Here is a 14490-nt window from a genome sequence, read left to right on the forward strand (position 1 = left end):
TCCTGGCTGTCCACCGCCGCGCCCCCAACCGCCTCCCGGTCCTCCCCCTCGGACCCGGGTTGTTCCATCCCCCCCAAACCCCCGGCGGCCGCGCGGCCCCGGTATGGCGCCCGCCGGACCAGGGTGCGAGCTGAAGCGCGGTTGAGCGCAAGCCCGTACTACCAGGAAGGGTTGTATCGCAGGCCTTGCTCGTAGTACTGGTCGTCGGATTCCGCCGGTGCGGGCTGCTCGTCGAGGTCGGGCCCGGCCGGTTCTTCCGAACGGTCCTTGAGCACGACGTTCTCCGTGTCCGCCGGTGCCCGGCGCGACGCGGGCGGCACGGGGGAAGCCGTCATACCAGTGTCCTGGTACGACGGCGTGAACCCGAGCCGCCAGCGGAGCCTGTCGGTGATGTACCCGGCGTTGCCGATCGGCGCCATCAGTTCCGCACTGCGTTTCGCGGATCCTTGCTGCGCTTCCTGGTAGGTCCGCATGACCGCGTCCGCGATCTCGGCGGGCGACATCCGCGCCGCGGAGTCACCGACTCTGAGCCGCGTCATCACGCCGTCGGTGTTGACCGAGACGGAGACGGCGCCGTCCGGCGAGGACGCGTCCACCGAAAGGGCGGCCAATGCCTCGAGCATCGCCTGCCTGTCGGCGGGCGGTTTCTTGGGCTCCGGTTTGTCAGCCACGATCCTCCGTCAGTCGGTGGGCAGTGGTGACAGTTCCATCGGCGGCTGCTCGATCTTGCCGTCGTTCGAGATGTCGACGTTCTTGTCCCGGACCCGCTTTTCCGTCCCCTTGTCGGTCTTCTCCGTTTCGAAGTTGCTGGGGTCGAAGGTGTCGCCCGGGCTGACATCCGGCGGCTCGGGGATGGCCGGAAGGCCGTTGATCTCGGCATTGATCTTCGAGATCAGCGCCTCCGACGCCCGGTACATGCTTTCCCGGACGCTGTCCACGGAATCTTTGTAGCTGGTGTAGAGGGTTTCAGGGCTGTCCCCGAAGACCGCGGACTGCTCGCTGGCGTAGGTGGAGATCCCCGCCCCGGCCGTGGCCCCGGCGAACTGGATGGCGTTCGCGGTGGTGAAGAACGTCGCCGCGGTGAGACCGCCGGTCGCGGGGGCGGCCGCCACGAGCAAGACTCCGACAGCGGCGGCGAACCCCGCCGCCAGCGCCTTGAACAGAGCGGATTCGTCTTGGCGTTCCTGGTCGTCCCGGTACTTTTTCGCGGCGGCCAGGAGGGCCTCGGAAAGCTGGGTCAAGTCGTGTCGCGCGGACGCGATGGCGTCACGCGCGGCCACGATGTCGGCTTCCAGCACGGTGAGTTTGGTGCCCACCCTGGTGTAGGTGTTGACCAGCCCCTGGATGTAGCTCTTGGCGCTCTCCGCCCCTTCGCCGCGCCATTTGAGAAGCAGGACCAGCGAGCGGTCGAGCGACGTTTTCGTGTCCCCGAAGGCGTTCCAGATACGTTCGTACGCCTCGATCATGACCTGCAGGCTGTTGTTCCCGACCAGTTCAGCCTCGGAGAACTCGAGGAAGAAGTCGCGGACCTCCTCTTTGCGCGGGCCACCGAGATCGAGTTCGAAGCCGGGGAACGGCGAGAAAAGGAGGTCCAGCGCCAGGAAGGCTTTTTCGGCCCCGACTTTGAGGTCCTCGGAGATTCCCTCGAGAAGTTCTTCGTTGCTGACGCCTTCGGAGGTGGTTTCCGCGTCCAGCGCGTTGAAGTATCCGTCCATGCCCGCCGCTACCCCTGTTCCCCGTACGCGGCGCGGTTCACTCGCTGCCGGTTCTCCTCGTTGACGGATTCGTACAGCTCGGCGACCCGCGCCAGCGCTTGGCTGGCGTCCTGCGTGCTGCTGTGCAGCTTCGCGAGCATCTTCTCGACGGCCGCGCGGTGTTCCTCGTAGGCCGCCGAAACCCCGCGCATGCCCAAGGACTTCCCGAAGGCGGTGTCCGGCGCGAACATGCCGGGGAGGAAGCCGCCCGTGATCGGGTCGGGGGCGGGCACGTCCTGTCCCTGCACCCCCGCGTGGACGGTGCTGACGATGTCAGCGGCTTTTCCCAGCTCTTTGCTCGACGCCCTGAGATCGTCGAGGTCTGTTTCGAAATCGACCATGTCGTCACCTCGCTATCCCGTGATTCCACCCCCATGTAAGCAGCGTTGACTTGGCTGAGAGCGCGACTTCGTGATCCGGGCCGGGTGACGAACGTCACCACGCGAGGCGGCTCTTCTACCGCTCGATTTCGGGACGCGACCGAGGCGGGCTGAGCCGGATCACCCCGCTGTACGGATTCCCGTTTCGGGGCGGCTCGTCATAGAGGCTTTGCTTCGGCTTTCGTGGTGTCGGCTGAGGCGCCGTCTCTTCGCGGGCAAGGGGTTTGCCCTGGAGTTCGTGCATCCTGTCGAAGTCTTTCGACTGTGTGGCCAGCGCCGCTTTGGCGGTGGCCGGCGGCAGGACACCGTATGCCTTCAGCAGGTTCGCGTGTTTGTCCTTCTCGTGGGACAGCACCATGACCCGGTAGCTCAGGGCCAGCTGCAACACGATGCCGATGATCAAACAGATGACCAGAGCCGACCCGGACAGGTAATCGTCATCAGTGGCCGCCCACAGGGCGATCAGGAACACGCATACCTGGGCAGGACCCGTGTGAGCGCTTTCCCAGTATTCGAGCTTGCGCTGAAAGTACTCCGCGGCGCGCCGATGCTCGGCCTCTGCCTGCTCAGGCAGCGGGTACTCGTACGGGTAAGGCGGACCGGATGGATCCGGGAACTCCTCCACGAGAGGAGATTACGCTCGGAAGGATCGGTTGAGTGCCGATTCCGGGAAATGACGACGGCTTGGCCTGAGGAAATCCTCGGGCCAAGCCGTTGTCGTGCGTGGAGCTGAGGGGAATCGAACCCCTGACCCCCGCCTTGCAAAAGTGCTGGTCGGAGGCATCTGGGGCGTCTGCCGCTGGTCAACCTGAACCAGGGCCTGTCTGGACTGGCATATGCGGATGCTCCCGGACGTGGTTCGCACCCACCGTGGACCCCATTGATCAACTACGTCGCCGCGGCGCGACGTGCGGGACGCAGACTGGGAACACGACGACGCCGCGTCGCCTCCGGCGGTGGCCCGACCACGGTTCTTACCATCGACGCTGGGCACTGCTTCTTGGTGGACCACCGTCGTCACTCTTCGCGACACGCCGAAGGGCAGGTTTTGCCCGACACGCCGAATAAAGTTCGGAAAAGTTCTCCACAGGTTGCCCATAGGCCCTGAGCAGGGACTTTAGGTCGCCGCCGAAAGTTGCCCCCAAGGTGTGAACAGCTTCTGCTCGCCCTGTGCCCAGTTCAAGGAGGTTTTCCACAAGTTATCCACAGGCCGGTCCCCAGGTGAACTTGCGCCGGTCCAGGCAGAAGCTCCAACATTTCGACCAACCGTTCGAGGGGCACAAGCCCCAACGCACGGGTTGCCCTTCGCTCCGACGTGACCGGTCACGTCGGAGCACCAACGCCTCCCCGAGGCCCGCCTCCAACTGGAGATCAGCTTTGCCCAAACACCCCGAAAGACCAAAGAAGCGCCGAACCAGGGGTAACAGCCCTGGCCGACGCAACTTCAGCGAGCTTCACATGCAGTATCTGAAGCTCCTCATCGTGCTCATTCCTCTGATCAGCCCGATCATGCACCACTTCTTCAAGTAGCACTCCTGTTTGCCGGGCGGAGTTGGCCCTCCGCCCGGCAACCAGAAGCCACCCTCCACGCTTCATTGCACGGTTGCAACAGTTAGAGAGTCACCAGTTCGCTACATCACTCGATACGGTCCAGCTCCTTCCTGTTCTGACTCGTTGGTTCGCTGAGTCACGGCCTTAGGCTGCACTGATGAGCGACGTAGCACCGTGGATCGGCATCGGCATCTCCAGCGCGTCGCTGTGCTTCGCGTTCCTGGCGTGGGACGTCAACCGGCCGCGCGCGGCCTGGCGCTTGTCTGCGGCAGCCGGAGGAGTCGCGGTGCTGACCTACATCGGATGGCGCAGACAGGTCACTGTCGTCCAGGTTCACGTTCCGCATCGGATGCCACTTCAGGCCACCGACCTGCGCGCAGAGTTGGAAGGACGTTCGTTCAGCCGTTTCAGCTGGGCACAACTCGACGTCAGCGATTGCACCCCCGGGGACGTCGTGGTCGTCACGTGGCGGGGGCGCTGGCGGAACAGGACCCGCCAAGACGCGTTTCCGTTGACCATGGGCTGACGCACCCGGCCAGACTGCGGTCATTGACCATCTCGGCGGCCAGATCATCGAAGCCAGCCGCGCCTCACCGGCGAACAGCTCGACTACTGCGACCGGTCGCGTCCGATGCATAATCGAACACATGCTCGATACCGGCGACACGTTCTCACCTGGTGCGCCGTACCTGCACATGGTGCGGCCGAGCCGTCCGGTGTGGGTCGACTTGAGCAAGGTCTACCAGGTCGGCGAGTGCCGTCCGACCTTGCCGGACGAGCTTGACCTGACGACCACGGTTCCCGGGTTCCTCGGAATGTGGCAGGCGACCACCACCGGACACTGGGTCGGCTGGGTGGTCTTCACGATCGGCGACCTTGACCGCGGCGGAACCCGGAACGCCCAATGGGTCGTCTCGGACGCTCTCCGTCGCCGCGACGTGTAGATCCTCTGAGGATCGTCGCCGCGGGCGCGGTGAACGCAGCGTGATCGTGCCGCGAGGAGTCTTTCACCGCGACCGCGAAGCCGCTCATCGCATGTAGAAAACGCTGGGCGGGCGTGCGGTTTCGGCTCGGCATGTCGGACTGCCGCGCGTTCGCTGCACGGAGCGGCCGGACGCCGAACGTCGGTTTTCAGGTCGATCGCGTTCTCATAGGTTCGTTCGTGAGCACCATCGGCCGCAAAGCGGGGGCGGCCTCTCCTGATCCGAGAGGCCGCCCCCAGTAGCTGTCCCGTCCGATGGTGTCTCGCTTCCAGCAGGAACACGTGAGAACGGAACACCATGACGATAGATCCCCCGCGGGAAATCTTGCGAGCCCGCAACGACGGAACGACAGTCCCACGCGACGACGAACAGCACGTGGCAGTACCGGGGCCGAATCCGCCGGTCGGCGAGCGTGAGGAGACAGGCGCCGAACGGCGAGCCCTGTTCCAGCTCGCCGGGCAGATCCTCGGATCGTGGCCGGCCACGATCCGGCTGCTGGCTATCCTCACCGTCATCGCGGGCGTGATGTGGCTGCTCAACGCCACCGTTGACCTCGGCCTGGTCCGCCTCGGCAAACCCTGACGAACCAGCTCATACGTAGAAGGACCCCGTCATCATGACGGGATCCTTCTACGTATGCCAGCGTTCGCCGTTCAGGCGATCGCTTCGGGGGTGTTGAGGACGGCGCGGAGTCGGGCGCCGATCCAGGCGCCGACGGCCGGGGATACGGCGTTGCCGAATCCGTCGGTTTGGGCGCGGGCGGTGCCCCACACGACGAACGTGCCCTGGTAGCCGGGGAAGTCGACGTCGAAGCCGCAGCCGCGGCCGATCTCGTGTTTGCCGAGCATCCGGAAGTAGCAGTCGTCGAGTGTGAGCTCGGCGAGCGTGGCGCGCCATTCGGCGGCCAGCTGGGTGGCTCCTGCGGCGGTGAGCAGGCCGGGGATCTGGTCGGAGGTGACGGTGGGCATGGACTCGGCGTGCGTGGTCGGGACCGTGTTCTGCCGGAACGGCACGATCCCAGCCGACACCATGCCGAGCGTCTCCGACCCCGCCTGCGTCGGCAACGGCACATCCGCGCCACGGGGCGCGCCCTGGAAGTTCGCGATCGCGAGCAGCATCGCCTTCTCATGGGTGGAGGTCATGGTGTCCATCGGGCGGGTGATGTGCTGGCCGTCGCCGTTGTGGCGGTGCGCGGCGATTACCGACCCGGTCGCGACCGCGACCGGTGGCGTGAGGAGACCGGTTCCGTTGGTCGCGGTCTGCGCCCACAGCGGCTGCCCCAGGTCCCGGGTGCGGCAGACGGAGCCCGGCCGCTCGAACGTGTTGCCGGCGGCGACCATGAGCGCGCCCGTCGAGAGGATCGCGGTTTCCTGCTGGCTGGTCTGCGTCGCCATCGGCTGCCACGGGTGTTTCTCCGTGCCGTGGACGGCTTTCGCGGGCATCAGGACGGCGGGGAAGTCGCCGAAGCGCTGGCGGCAGCGTTCCGCGCGGGCCATCGTCGCCGCGGCGAGCGGCCCGACCGACCCGTCCCGCTGCTTCTTGACCGGCTTGTCCCCGATGCGGGTCCCGAGGTTGGTCAGGTCGAGCGCTTCGATCGACGGCGTCATCGGCGGGAACACCTCGGCCCGGCAGCGCGGGCACCGGTAGTTGTACTGCTTGCCGTAGCGCACGGACCCGGTGGGCGGGACCCCGGTTTTCCAGGACCACACCGCTTCGACGGTCGTATCGCAACGCGCACACCACGACTCGGGACGGTGCTCCAGGTCCGGCGCGGGCAGGGTCTTGTCCCAGAACGCGGCGTAGTAGCGGTCCCGGGACTGCGGCACCCCGAAGAACATGCTGTTCAAGTACATGACCTTGTGGTCGTAGCCGAGCGTGTCGAACTGCTTGAGCCACCACCGGTACGTGGAGCCGTCGCCGACCTTCGGCTTTCCCGGGATCGCCGGTCCCCACGACGTCAGCTCGGTCGTGCACTCGACGAGGATCAGCCGGGGGTGGTGCACGGCGGCGTAGTGCAGTACGCAGTTCGCGGTCGCGCGGTCCCGCTCGGACCGGGTCACCCGCTCCTCGAACTCCGGATCGGTCATCGAGAACAACGTCAGACCCTGCTCATACGCCTTGACCGTGTTCGCGATCGAGTGGTTCACGCAGCTCACCCCGGCGGAGAGAAGGTCACCGGCCGGGAGGTCGCGGGCGTCGTGGTAGTCCCCCGACTCGGGATCGACCAGGTCCGCGATCCAGTGCTCGGCCTCCGGGTGGTTCGCCTCGTGCACCTCGACCTTGAACTCGTTGTGGTTCGCGGCCATGATCGTCTCGAACCCGGCCAGCTTGATCCCCTGCGTCAAACCCCCGAACCCGGAGAACAGCTCGACCGCGACCGGGTCGTCGTGGCGGGAACGCCGGCGTCGCTTCGCAGGACGGTGCGTGGCCGTGCGGCTCATGCCTCCTCCCCAGCGGCCTGCACGATCTCGTGGTGGGTCATCCGGGCGGCGGCGCCGGGGTTGGCGATGATCCACCCGGCGAGCCGCTTCGCACGGTCCAGGTTTCGGCGGCCGGGGTATGCGATCCAGCGGCCGTGGTCGAGCGGGATCGTCCCGGCGATCAAGCCCACGTTGTCGGGATCGGGGTAGGCCCGGTGGAGGTGCCATTCGTCGGTGCTGGACCAGCCGCTTTTGCCGCGGTGGACGCTGTGGGCAGCCAGTGCCCAGACGGTGTCGTCGTGTTCGGTCAGGTAGAGCCCTCGCTCATCGGTCCACACGAGTTCGGCGGGCGGGTTCGTCATCGCTGGTTCTCCTCGCCGTTGAGCACCTGGTCGAGGTAGTCCGCGATCTGCGTCTTGGCCTGCTGCCCACTGCTCGCCCGTCATCGCGAGCTCGCCAGCTTCCTGGTTGTTCTTTCCCTGTGCTGCCATGACGATCCCCTTTGTCTGCGGTGGGGATGCGGGACCGGTGTGGCCCCGCATCCCTGGTGTGGCTCAGAGGCAGTCGGTGTCCTCGTCGGTCTCGGTGCGGGTGGCGGTGCGCGTGGTGCGGCTGGCGGTGATCTCGTCGTCGGAGGCGTCGAGCACGGCGCGGTAGGCGGTCTCTCGTTCGCCGGGCTCCAGGACCTCGGACTCGATCCAGCTGTCGATTTCCGCGTGGTCGAAGCCACGGATTTCCGCGAGGATTTCGCGGTCGGTCAGTTCCTGGTCGGGGTCCTCTTCGCGCGAGTGGGCGAGAACCATGTCGATCGCGGTAGTGAGATCCATTGCGGTTTCCCTTTCTGGCGGTCGGGTGCTGAAATCTGTGCGCTGCTCGCTGGTCCGGTCGTTCTTCGCTGCCCGTAGGGCGGGGCGTCGGCTTGCCGCTGCCCCTTTGAGGCGCACCGCGCGGCCCCAGAGGCTCGCGGTCAAGGGGTCAGGCCGAAAAGTTTTTGAGCGCACGCTTTTCGCGCTCGAAAAGTTTTTGGAATGCGCCCCTTTACCGTGAGGTTGGGGCCGTGCTAAGCCGGGCTGCGAAGCTCAAAAACACAGGCCGCGCTTGCGCGGACCTTGTTCCGCCCGCAGAGGGCGGTCATCGGTGAAAGCGCACCGGCGCCGGCGGATTGCCCCGGTCGGTGGACAGTTCCTGTCGGTACCTCGTGTCACCATGGATTCCATGGAGCTGACCGGACGCGACTTCGACCGGATCCCCCGTGGCAACGTGCGGGTCCCGGTCGTCGAGTTCGCGCGCCTGTGGCTGACCGCGGAACGCGCGCTCGACGCTGATCCGAAGAACTGGGCCTATTTCGGTGTCGCGCAGACCTGTCGTTGGCTTGCCTGCGCCACCGTGCGCCGCGTCAACCAGCAACCCCGGCTCGCCGACGCACCGGTCACCCGTCGTTTCGGGCTGGCACACGAGGAAACCATCGAAGCCGAGACACTCGCGGCTGAGCGGCTGCTGTGGCGCCGGCCGGTTCCCCAGTACCTCGAAAGCCGCCCCGGATGGCTCGACTCGGTCGTGGCCACCCTGAAGTGGGCGTGGCGCCGTAGCGGTGTTCCGCCGCTCGACGTTCCCGCCCACTCCCAGGGCTGACCTGTTCATCGCCCGTAGACCGCGCCGTCGGCGTCGGCCAGCTCGGCCGCGTCGGCGGCGTCGTCGCTGTTGCGGCGGTACAGCTCCGCTGCTTGAGCCTCCTCTGCGGCGTGCTGTTCCTCGGCGGCCTGGCGGGCGGCGATCTCCTTCAACGCGCGCTGCGCCAGCTCAACCGATCCGGCGGTCTCCTCGGCTGAGGGGACCCGGACCTCGTCGGACTCGACGATCGGGTCCTCGGCGGCCGCGACCTCGCGGACGTCGGCCACCTCGACCTCGGCCACCTCATCGCCGTCCGTGGCGTCGGCCGCGGTGGCGGTGTCGACGTCGTCGGCGCGCTGCCGGGCCACGTCGGTGAGGTCGTGGTCGGCGGTGACCTCGCGGTGGACGTCCTCGGTGGCCATGTGCTCCCGGTGGGCCTGAAGCCACTCGTCCGAGGTCACCAGCGGGACGGGTGTGGTGTCGAGGTTGCGGGCGGAGATCTCCGCACTGGCACGGTCGGCCGCTGCGCGGGTTTCGGCGGTGTGGGCGTACCACAGCGCCCGCGCCTCGTCCGCGCCTTCCAGCTCCGCCGCGCGAGCGGCGAGGGTGTCGGCGAGCGCGTCGGCCTCGGCCGCTTCCTGCAGCATCCGCTCCCGCTCGGCCTCGTCAGCGACGGCGTCGGCCTCGGCGCGGCGCATCGCGGCGTCCCGGCGGCGGGCGTCTAGGGCCTGGTGGGTTCCGGCGAGTTCCTGGCCGACGAACTCCGGCCCCCACGCCTTCTCCCGCTCCCACGCCCGCATCCGGACCAGCAACTGCCCGTCGGACATCTCCAGCTCATCCCGCCCGGACTCCGGGCGTCCAAGGACGCGCCAGGCCGAGCGCCACGACGCGTACGCCTCGACCTGCCCCGACTTCGGGGCAGCACCCAACGCGGTCTCGGGGTCGTCGTGTCCGGTCAGCTCGCGGTGTGCCGCGACCGCGCCGACCTTCTCGATCCACGCGTCTCGCTCATCCGCAGCGTCAGGAACGGGGCCGAACGCCTCGATCGCCCACTGCTCGGGCTCCTTCGCCTGCTCGTCGCCCAGTAGCTGACGTCGCTGATCGGCGGTGTCGGCCAGTGTGCGCAGGTAGGTGGCCCATTGCGGGTCGTCGACCTTCGGGAGCCAGTCGGCGTAGGAGTCACCGACGGGGTCGAGGGTGACGGTGTCGGTGATGCGGTGGTGGATCACGTTCGTCAGCTGCCGCGACCCGGACAGCGTGCGGGCGGTGACGGCGTGGTCGAGGACTTCGCGTGGGTCGTGCCCGGCGAGCTCGGCGCGGCGCAGCAGCCGCGCGAGAGTGGGGCCGCCGTCCTCGGCGGCGATCCTCGCGCGCTGGTTCTCCGTCAGCTTCCCTTCCTCGACCAGCTCGTCGAGCCAGCGCTGCGTGCGTCCGGCGGTGGCCAGCTCGGTGGCGTCGGCGAGAAGCTCCGCCGGGGTGCGGATCGCCTCGTTGTCGGCGGCGGCCTCGGCCGCCTCCTGAAGCGCCGACCGTTGCGGACCCGCGCCCTCGAACGCGCCGGCGAGCACCGCGAGCGGCGACTTACGCACAACGTCGACCACCTCGCCGGTCGGGCTATCCACCTGCACCATCAACCCGCCGTGCGGCTGATCGGCCTCGCCGACCCGGGACGCCAGTTCATAGGCCGTCGCTGTGGTGACGTGCGCGGTGTTGCCTTCGCGGCCTCGGGTGAGCCCGACGTAGAGGGCTTCCTGGCCGGTCGCCTCGGTCACCACCGAGTGCGAGGTGTCGACGGTGAGGCCCTGGGCGCTGTGGACGGTCGAGGCGTAGCCGAGCACCACGTGCTCGGACACGTAGGCGCCGGGCAGCGTGATGCGTTCCCCCAGTACTTCACCGACGCCGTCCTCTCGCCCGAGGACGCGGGCGACGATGAGGCCGCCGTCGTCTCGGGTGTCGAGGACGCGGTACTGCTTGCGGTTGATCGGCGCCTCGGGGTTGCCGTCGAATCCGGTGAGGTGCCAGCCGTTGTAGCGGGCCTGGACCAGGTCCCCGACGCCGGCGTAGGTGCCCTGCATCCCCAAAGGCACCCCGGACTCGGCGACTTTGCCGAGCCGGACGAGGTCGTTGCGCAGTTCGGCGGACAGGTGTGCGGCCTGCTCGTTGGTGTCCACGATCAGGATCGAGTGCTTCCCCGCCAGGGTATCCGCGAGCCAGGCTTTCCCGGCGGTGGCCTCGGCCTGTTCGCGGGTTCCGCCGTCGAGGATCCGGCCCTGCTTGTGATAGTCGCCGAGCACCGTCTCGTCCCCGTCGCGCAGCCGCAGCGACGCCGCACGCTCCCACTCCGAGCGGAACCGGCGGACCTCGGTCAGCTCGTACGCGGCCCCGGCGGTCGCCATCAGGTCCATGCCGCCCCCGGCACCGACGGCGGCCAGCTGCCGGTGATCCCCGGTCAGCAGCAGCTTCGCCCCCGCCGCCTCGACATGGTGCTGAATCCGGGCGAGGTCGGCGGTGTTGGCCATGGCGGACTCGTCGACCACGACCAGGTCGCCGGGGTTCAACGCCCATTCGACGTGCTCGGGGTGGGTCGAGCCCTCGGCCAGCTTCGCCTGCACGCCCAGCCACCGGGCGATGTTCCGCGCCGTGAGCCCTTCGCCGGCGAGGACGTCGGTGGCGACCTGGCTCGACGCCAACCCCACGACACGGCGGGACTGGCCGCCCCACAAGTCGTTGTCCTCCCAGGCTTTCGTGAGCGCGCCGACCACAAAGGACTTCCCGGTCCCGGCCGGGCCGACCAGCGACTCGACCGCCGCGCCGGAGGTCAGCACGCCGCGCACCGCGGCGGCCTGGTCCGCGCCCAGCACCATCCCCGCGTCGGCGAGCGCCGACACGAAGTCGTCCACTGCGGACACATCGAGCGCCGGGGCGCCGCCCCGGGCCGTGGCCGCGGCGAGAGCGCGTTCGGTGTGGACGTGCTCCGGCGTCGCATACAGGCGGCGGCCTGGTCCCTCGTAGGCAGATTCGCCGTTCGCGAGCTTCAGCGCGTCCGGCAGGACGGCGACGCCGGGGCGGTCGGTGGCGAGTGGGGTCGCGAGCTTCACGCCTTCGGCGGTGAGGGTGTCCAGCAGCCGGGCGACCTGGGCGCCGTCGAGGTCGCCCAGGTGGTCCGGCAGCGCGTCGGAGATCGCGCGCGTCAGGTCGGGTGCGGTCCAACCCGACTTGGTGGACTGAACGTCCGCCAACGCGGTCTTGAGCACGTCGTCCGGTGACCACTGGGCGGCTTCGCCCGGGCCGTGGTCGAGGTTGAGGACGTCGCGGGCGACGCCGGCGAGCCCGTCGGCGACCTCGGCGCGCAGCTCGCGGTCCCAGCGCTCCAGGCGCGCCTCGGTGGTCTCGCCGTCGTGGGACTTCGCCTTGCGCGTGGCGAACGTGGCCTGCCGCTGCAAGCGGTCCAGCTCCAGCGAGTTCGGCTCCCGCCCGAACCGCGCCTCGAACGTCTCGACCAGGGCGGCGGTCTTCTTCGTGATCGCGCGGCGGCGGGAGCTGAACAGATCCATCACCTGCTGGTCGATCCCGACGACCTCGCGGGACTTCCCATCCGGCCGTGCGGCGAATCGGATCCCGAGCGCCTTGGCGAGGTGTTCCTCGGTGGTGCGCTCTCCCACCGCCGCCGCGGCGCCCCGGTACGCGTACAGCGCGCGGCCGTCCAGCGTGCGCCACTGCCCATCGGCGCCTTCGACACGGTTGAGGATCGCGTTGTGGATGTGCAGCTGCGGATCGTGGTTACGAGAATCGTGCTGAAAGAACGACGCCACGACGAAGTCGTGGGCGTCGATGAACCTCCCGGCGGCCCCGCCGTGATGCCCCACTCGCGAGTACCCGGCGTGCTCGGACAGGTAGTCCAGCGCCGCGCGGTTCCCGGCCCAGATCGCGTCCTCGACCGCGTCGCGGTGCGCCCGCCACGACGCAGCGGCGGTGCGGGCGTCGTCGCGCTGGCGGCCGATTTCGGCGAGTTCGGCCGGGGACGCGCCCGCCGCCGTGGCGGCGGCGAGCGCGTCGTTCAGTTGTCCAGCCGCCTGTTCAGCGCGAACCTGCTGCGCATCGAACGCGGTGTGCAGAACGGTGACGGACTTCTGGACGCTGTACGTGGCGTCCAGAAAGGCCACGTTCTTCCGCGCGGCCTTGTTCGCCTCCAGCCGCAACTCCTCGCGGCGTTCACCCGTCGCCCCGGGTTCCTTGTCCAATGCGGCCGCGTACAACTCGTCCGCCGTTGGATAGTTCCGCCCGGTGTGGCCGAGAGTGGACGCCTCCGCCCACCGCGCTGAATCCTTGAATAACTCATCCCGGGGGTCGACGAACTGCTCGTAGACCGCGCGCATGTCCTGCTCGTCGACCAGTCCCGTGAGGCCGAGTTTCTCGGCTCCGCCGCCGTACCAGCGGCCCGGCGGCTCGCCCTCGGCGACCGCGTCGGTGTAGTAGTTCTCGCGGCCTTTCGCGACCTCTTCGGTGAGGTAGGAGACCGAGTACCCGTTCGACAACGTCAGCATCCCGGCCACCTTTCAAGATCAACAAATAGGCTTTGAAGATCAACAACGGCGGTCGCGGTTCCGGGCGCCCGCCAGGGCGCACCGGCCCGACAGATCGTGATGCATAGGTGTGCATCTGATTTCTTGGTTGGTGAGTACTTGCTGAGTGAGTGGCTAATGGGTGTCTTGGGCTGAGTTGGTGGCTTACTAAGTGGTGATGTGCTGCTGGCTGACTTGCTGATCATGAGTTGGCCTTGGTGGTGCTGTGGTTCGTGATGACGTGAAGGTGATGAGGCTGTTCCCGAAGTTCTTTGAGGACGGTTCCGGCGGTGCCTCGGGAGACCTGGGCGGTTTCAGAGAGCTGGTCGACGGTCGGGAGACTGCCGTGGACCGCTTGGTGCTTGCGGGCCTCGTGCAACGCCCGGTCCCGCTTCGGCGACGACGCCGACACCACTGGACGCTCCGGCGACGACGCGCGACCGGGCTGTCCCTCCGCCTCGCCCGGCTGAACAGATTCCGGTTGTCCGGCTGGACGTTCACCCGCCACGGACGCACTGGACGCGTCCACCGGGTCCGGCCGAACAGGATCCGATTGGACGGACCCGGCCGACGGCCGATCCGATTGGACGGGCTCCGGCTGGACGGTCGCCGTGGACGGGCGGTTCGCTGGAACGGTCTTCGCGCGCTTCGCCGCCGGGCGGGCGGTGATCAACTGGTGGACGACCACGCCGCCGATGGACACCACGGCCATCACCACACCGGTGTCCCAGTGATGTCCGGTCGAGTAGCCGTGCAGGAAGTTCAAGCCCGCCGCGACAGCCGCGAACACCCACACCCCCGCCTTCAGCCAGCCGGTCGGCTCGCCCCGGCGCACCCCGATCGTCACCGCGGCGGCGAACGCCCACATCGCCGCCTCGCTGAACAACGGCAGCAGCACCCCGACCGGGCCGAACACCTGCTTGCCGTACTCGGCCATCGCCGACCACGCCAGGATCGCCGGAACCAGGATCACCGGCACGAACAACAGATCCAGGGCATGCTTGCGGCTCGCCGCCACCAGCATCTTCGCGAACCGGATCCGAGCCGCTTTCCGCTCGGCGCTCTTCGCCGCCCGCGCTTCCTGCCTGGCAGTCTCGGCCGCACGGCGCTGCTCGAACGCCAACCGCTGGTCCTCGCGCTCCTCCGCCCGCTCCGCGGCCTTGTCCGCGCGGCGCTGCTCGGCGACCGCGGCCCGGTCCGCCCGGGCTTCCTCCCGACGCGTCGTCACC

The 14490-nt window shown here is 68.3% G+C and carries 13 protein-coding genes; 4 read left to right on the top strand and 9 right to left on the bottom strand.

Annotated features, from left to right (window positions below; all coding sequences use genetic code 11):
• Window positions 1-158: 158 nt before the first annotated feature.
• The 4 genes from ACFWMR_RS00215 to ACFWMR_RS00230 form a co-directional block, all read right to left on the bottom strand.
• The gene (locus ACFWMR_RS00215) at window positions 159-671 is read right to left on the bottom strand and encodes a YbaB/EbfC family nucleoid-associated protein (protein ID WP_378275553.1); all 513 of its coding nucleotides are present in this window, start codon (window positions 669-671) and stop codon (window positions 159-161) included.
• Between the two features lie 9 nt (window positions 672-680).
• The gene (locus ACFWMR_RS00220) at window positions 681-1715 is read right to left on the bottom strand and encodes a hypothetical protein (protein WP_378375680.1); all 1035 of its coding nucleotides are present in this window, start codon (window positions 1713-1715) and stop codon (window positions 681-683) included.
• An 8-nt stretch (window positions 1716-1723) separates the two neighbouring features.
• Window positions 1724-2095, bottom strand: coding sequence for a hypothetical protein (locus ACFWMR_RS00225; RefSeq protein WP_378375682.1), 372 nt, complete (start codon window positions 2093-2095; stop codon window positions 1724-1726).
• 115 nt (window positions 2096-2210) lie between these two features.
• Window positions 2211-2759, bottom strand: a complete 549-nt coding sequence (locus tag ACFWMR_RS00230) for a hypothetical protein (protein ID WP_378375684.1) — start codon at window positions 2757-2759, stop codon at window positions 2211-2213.
• A gap of 1083 nt (window positions 2760-3842) precedes the next feature.
• On the opposite strand from ACFWMR_RS00230, the gene ACFWMR_RS00235 reads away from it, so the two are divergent.
• From ACFWMR_RS00235 to ACFWMR_RS00245, 3 genes are all read left to right on the top strand, one after another.
• Window positions 3843-4211: a hypothetical protein gene (locus ACFWMR_RS00235; protein ID WP_378375685.1), complete on the top strand. Its 369-nt coding sequence runs from the start codon at window positions 3843-3845 to the stop codon at window positions 4209-4211.
• A 121-nt stretch (window positions 4212-4332) separates the two neighbouring features.
• Window positions 4333-4629, top strand: a complete 297-nt coding sequence (locus ACFWMR_RS00240) for a hypothetical protein (RefSeq protein WP_378375687.1) — start codon at window positions 4333-4335, stop codon at window positions 4627-4629.
• Between the two features lie 336 nt (window positions 4630-4965).
• Window positions 4966-5250 (top strand): hypothetical protein, encoded by a 285-nt coding sequence (locus ACFWMR_RS00245; protein ID WP_378375689.1) that lies wholly within the window; start codon window positions 4966-4968, stop codon window positions 5248-5250.
• Window positions 5251-5321: 71 nt separating this feature from the next.
• Here the strand turns inward: ACFWMR_RS00245 and ACFWMR_RS00250 are convergent, their stop codons facing one another.
• From ACFWMR_RS00250 to ACFWMR_RS00260, 3 genes are all read right to left on the bottom strand, one after another.
• Window positions 5322-7109, bottom strand: a complete 1788-nt coding sequence (locus tag ACFWMR_RS00250) for a DNA cytosine methyltransferase (RefSeq protein WP_378375691.1) — start codon at window positions 7107-7109, stop codon at window positions 5322-5324.
• Window positions 7106-7450, bottom strand: a complete 345-nt coding sequence (locus ACFWMR_RS00255; RefSeq protein WP_378375692.1) for a hypothetical protein — start codon at window positions 7448-7450, stop codon at window positions 7106-7108. The genes ACFWMR_RS00250 and ACFWMR_RS00255 overlap by 4 nt, the downstream gene beginning before the upstream one ends.
• A gap of 192 nt (window positions 7451-7642) precedes the next feature.
• Entirely contained in the window at window positions 7643-7915 is a 273-nt protein-coding gene (locus tag ACFWMR_RS00260) for a hypothetical protein (RefSeq protein WP_093939008.1), read from the bottom strand.
• Window positions 7916-8303: 388 nt separating this feature from the next.
• Between ACFWMR_RS00260 and ACFWMR_RS00265 the strand changes: the two genes are divergently transcribed.
• Window positions 8304-8720, top strand: a complete 417-nt coding sequence (locus ACFWMR_RS00265; protein ID WP_378375694.1) for a hypothetical protein — start codon at window positions 8304-8306, stop codon at window positions 8718-8720.
• A 5-nt stretch (window positions 8721-8725) separates the two neighbouring features.
• On the opposite strand, the gene mobF is transcribed toward ACFWMR_RS00265, so the two are convergent.
• Window positions 8726-13243, bottom strand: a complete 4518-nt coding sequence (gene mobF, locus ACFWMR_RS00270; RefSeq protein WP_378375696.1) for a MobF family relaxase — start codon at window positions 13241-13243, stop codon at window positions 8726-8728.
• Between the two features lie 220 nt (window positions 13244-13463).
• Window positions 13464-14489 (bottom strand): DUF2637 domain-containing protein, encoded by a 1026-nt coding sequence (locus tag ACFWMR_RS00275; RefSeq protein WP_378375698.1) that lies wholly within the window; start codon window positions 14487-14489, stop codon window positions 13464-13466.
• Window position 14490: the final 1 nt, after the last annotated feature.

This window comes from Amycolatopsis thailandensis, from assembly GCF_042723255.1.
Lineage (GTDB): Bacteria > Actinomycetota > Actinomycetes > Mycobacteriales > Pseudonocardiaceae > Amycolatopsis > Amycolatopsis thailandensis.

Coding starts and splice junctions, on each gene's coding strand:
- ACFWMR_RS00220 (WP_378375680.1), bottom strand. CDS start 1,715: ATGGACGGATACTTCAACGCGCTGGACGCGGAAACCACCTCCGAAGGC.
- ACFWMR_RS00225 (WP_378375682.1), bottom strand. CDS start 2,095: ATGGTCGATTTCGAAACAGACCTCGACGATCTCAGGGCGTCGAGCAAA.
- ACFWMR_RS00235 (WP_378375685.1), top strand. CDS start 3,843: ATGAGCGACGTAGCACCGTGGATCGGCATCGGCATCTCCAGCGCGTCG.
- ACFWMR_RS00240 (WP_378375687.1), top strand. CDS start 4,333: ATGCTCGATACCGGCGACACGTTCTCACCTGGTGCGCCGTACCTGCAC.
- ACFWMR_RS00245 (WP_378375689.1), top strand. CDS start 4,966: ATGACGATAGATCCCCCGCGGGAAATCTTGCGAGCCCGCAACGACGGA.
- ACFWMR_RS00250 (WP_378375691.1), bottom strand. CDS start 7,109: ATGAGCCGCACGGCCACGCACCGTCCTGCGAAGCGACGCCGGCGTTCC.
- ACFWMR_RS00255 (WP_378375692.1), bottom strand. CDS start 7,450: ATGACGAACCCGCCCGCCGAACTCGTGTGGACCGATGAGCGAGGGCTC.
- ACFWMR_RS00260 (WP_093939008.1), bottom strand. CDS start 7,915: ATGGATCTCACTACCGCGATCGACATGGTTCTCGCCCACTCGCGCGAA.
- ACFWMR_RS00265 (WP_378375694.1), top strand. CDS start 8,304: ATGGAGCTGACCGGACGCGACTTCGACCGGATCCCCCGTGGCAACGTG.
- mobF (WP_378375696.1), bottom strand. CDS start 13,243: ATGCTGACGTTGTCGAACGGGTACTCGGTCTCCTACCTCACCGAAGAG.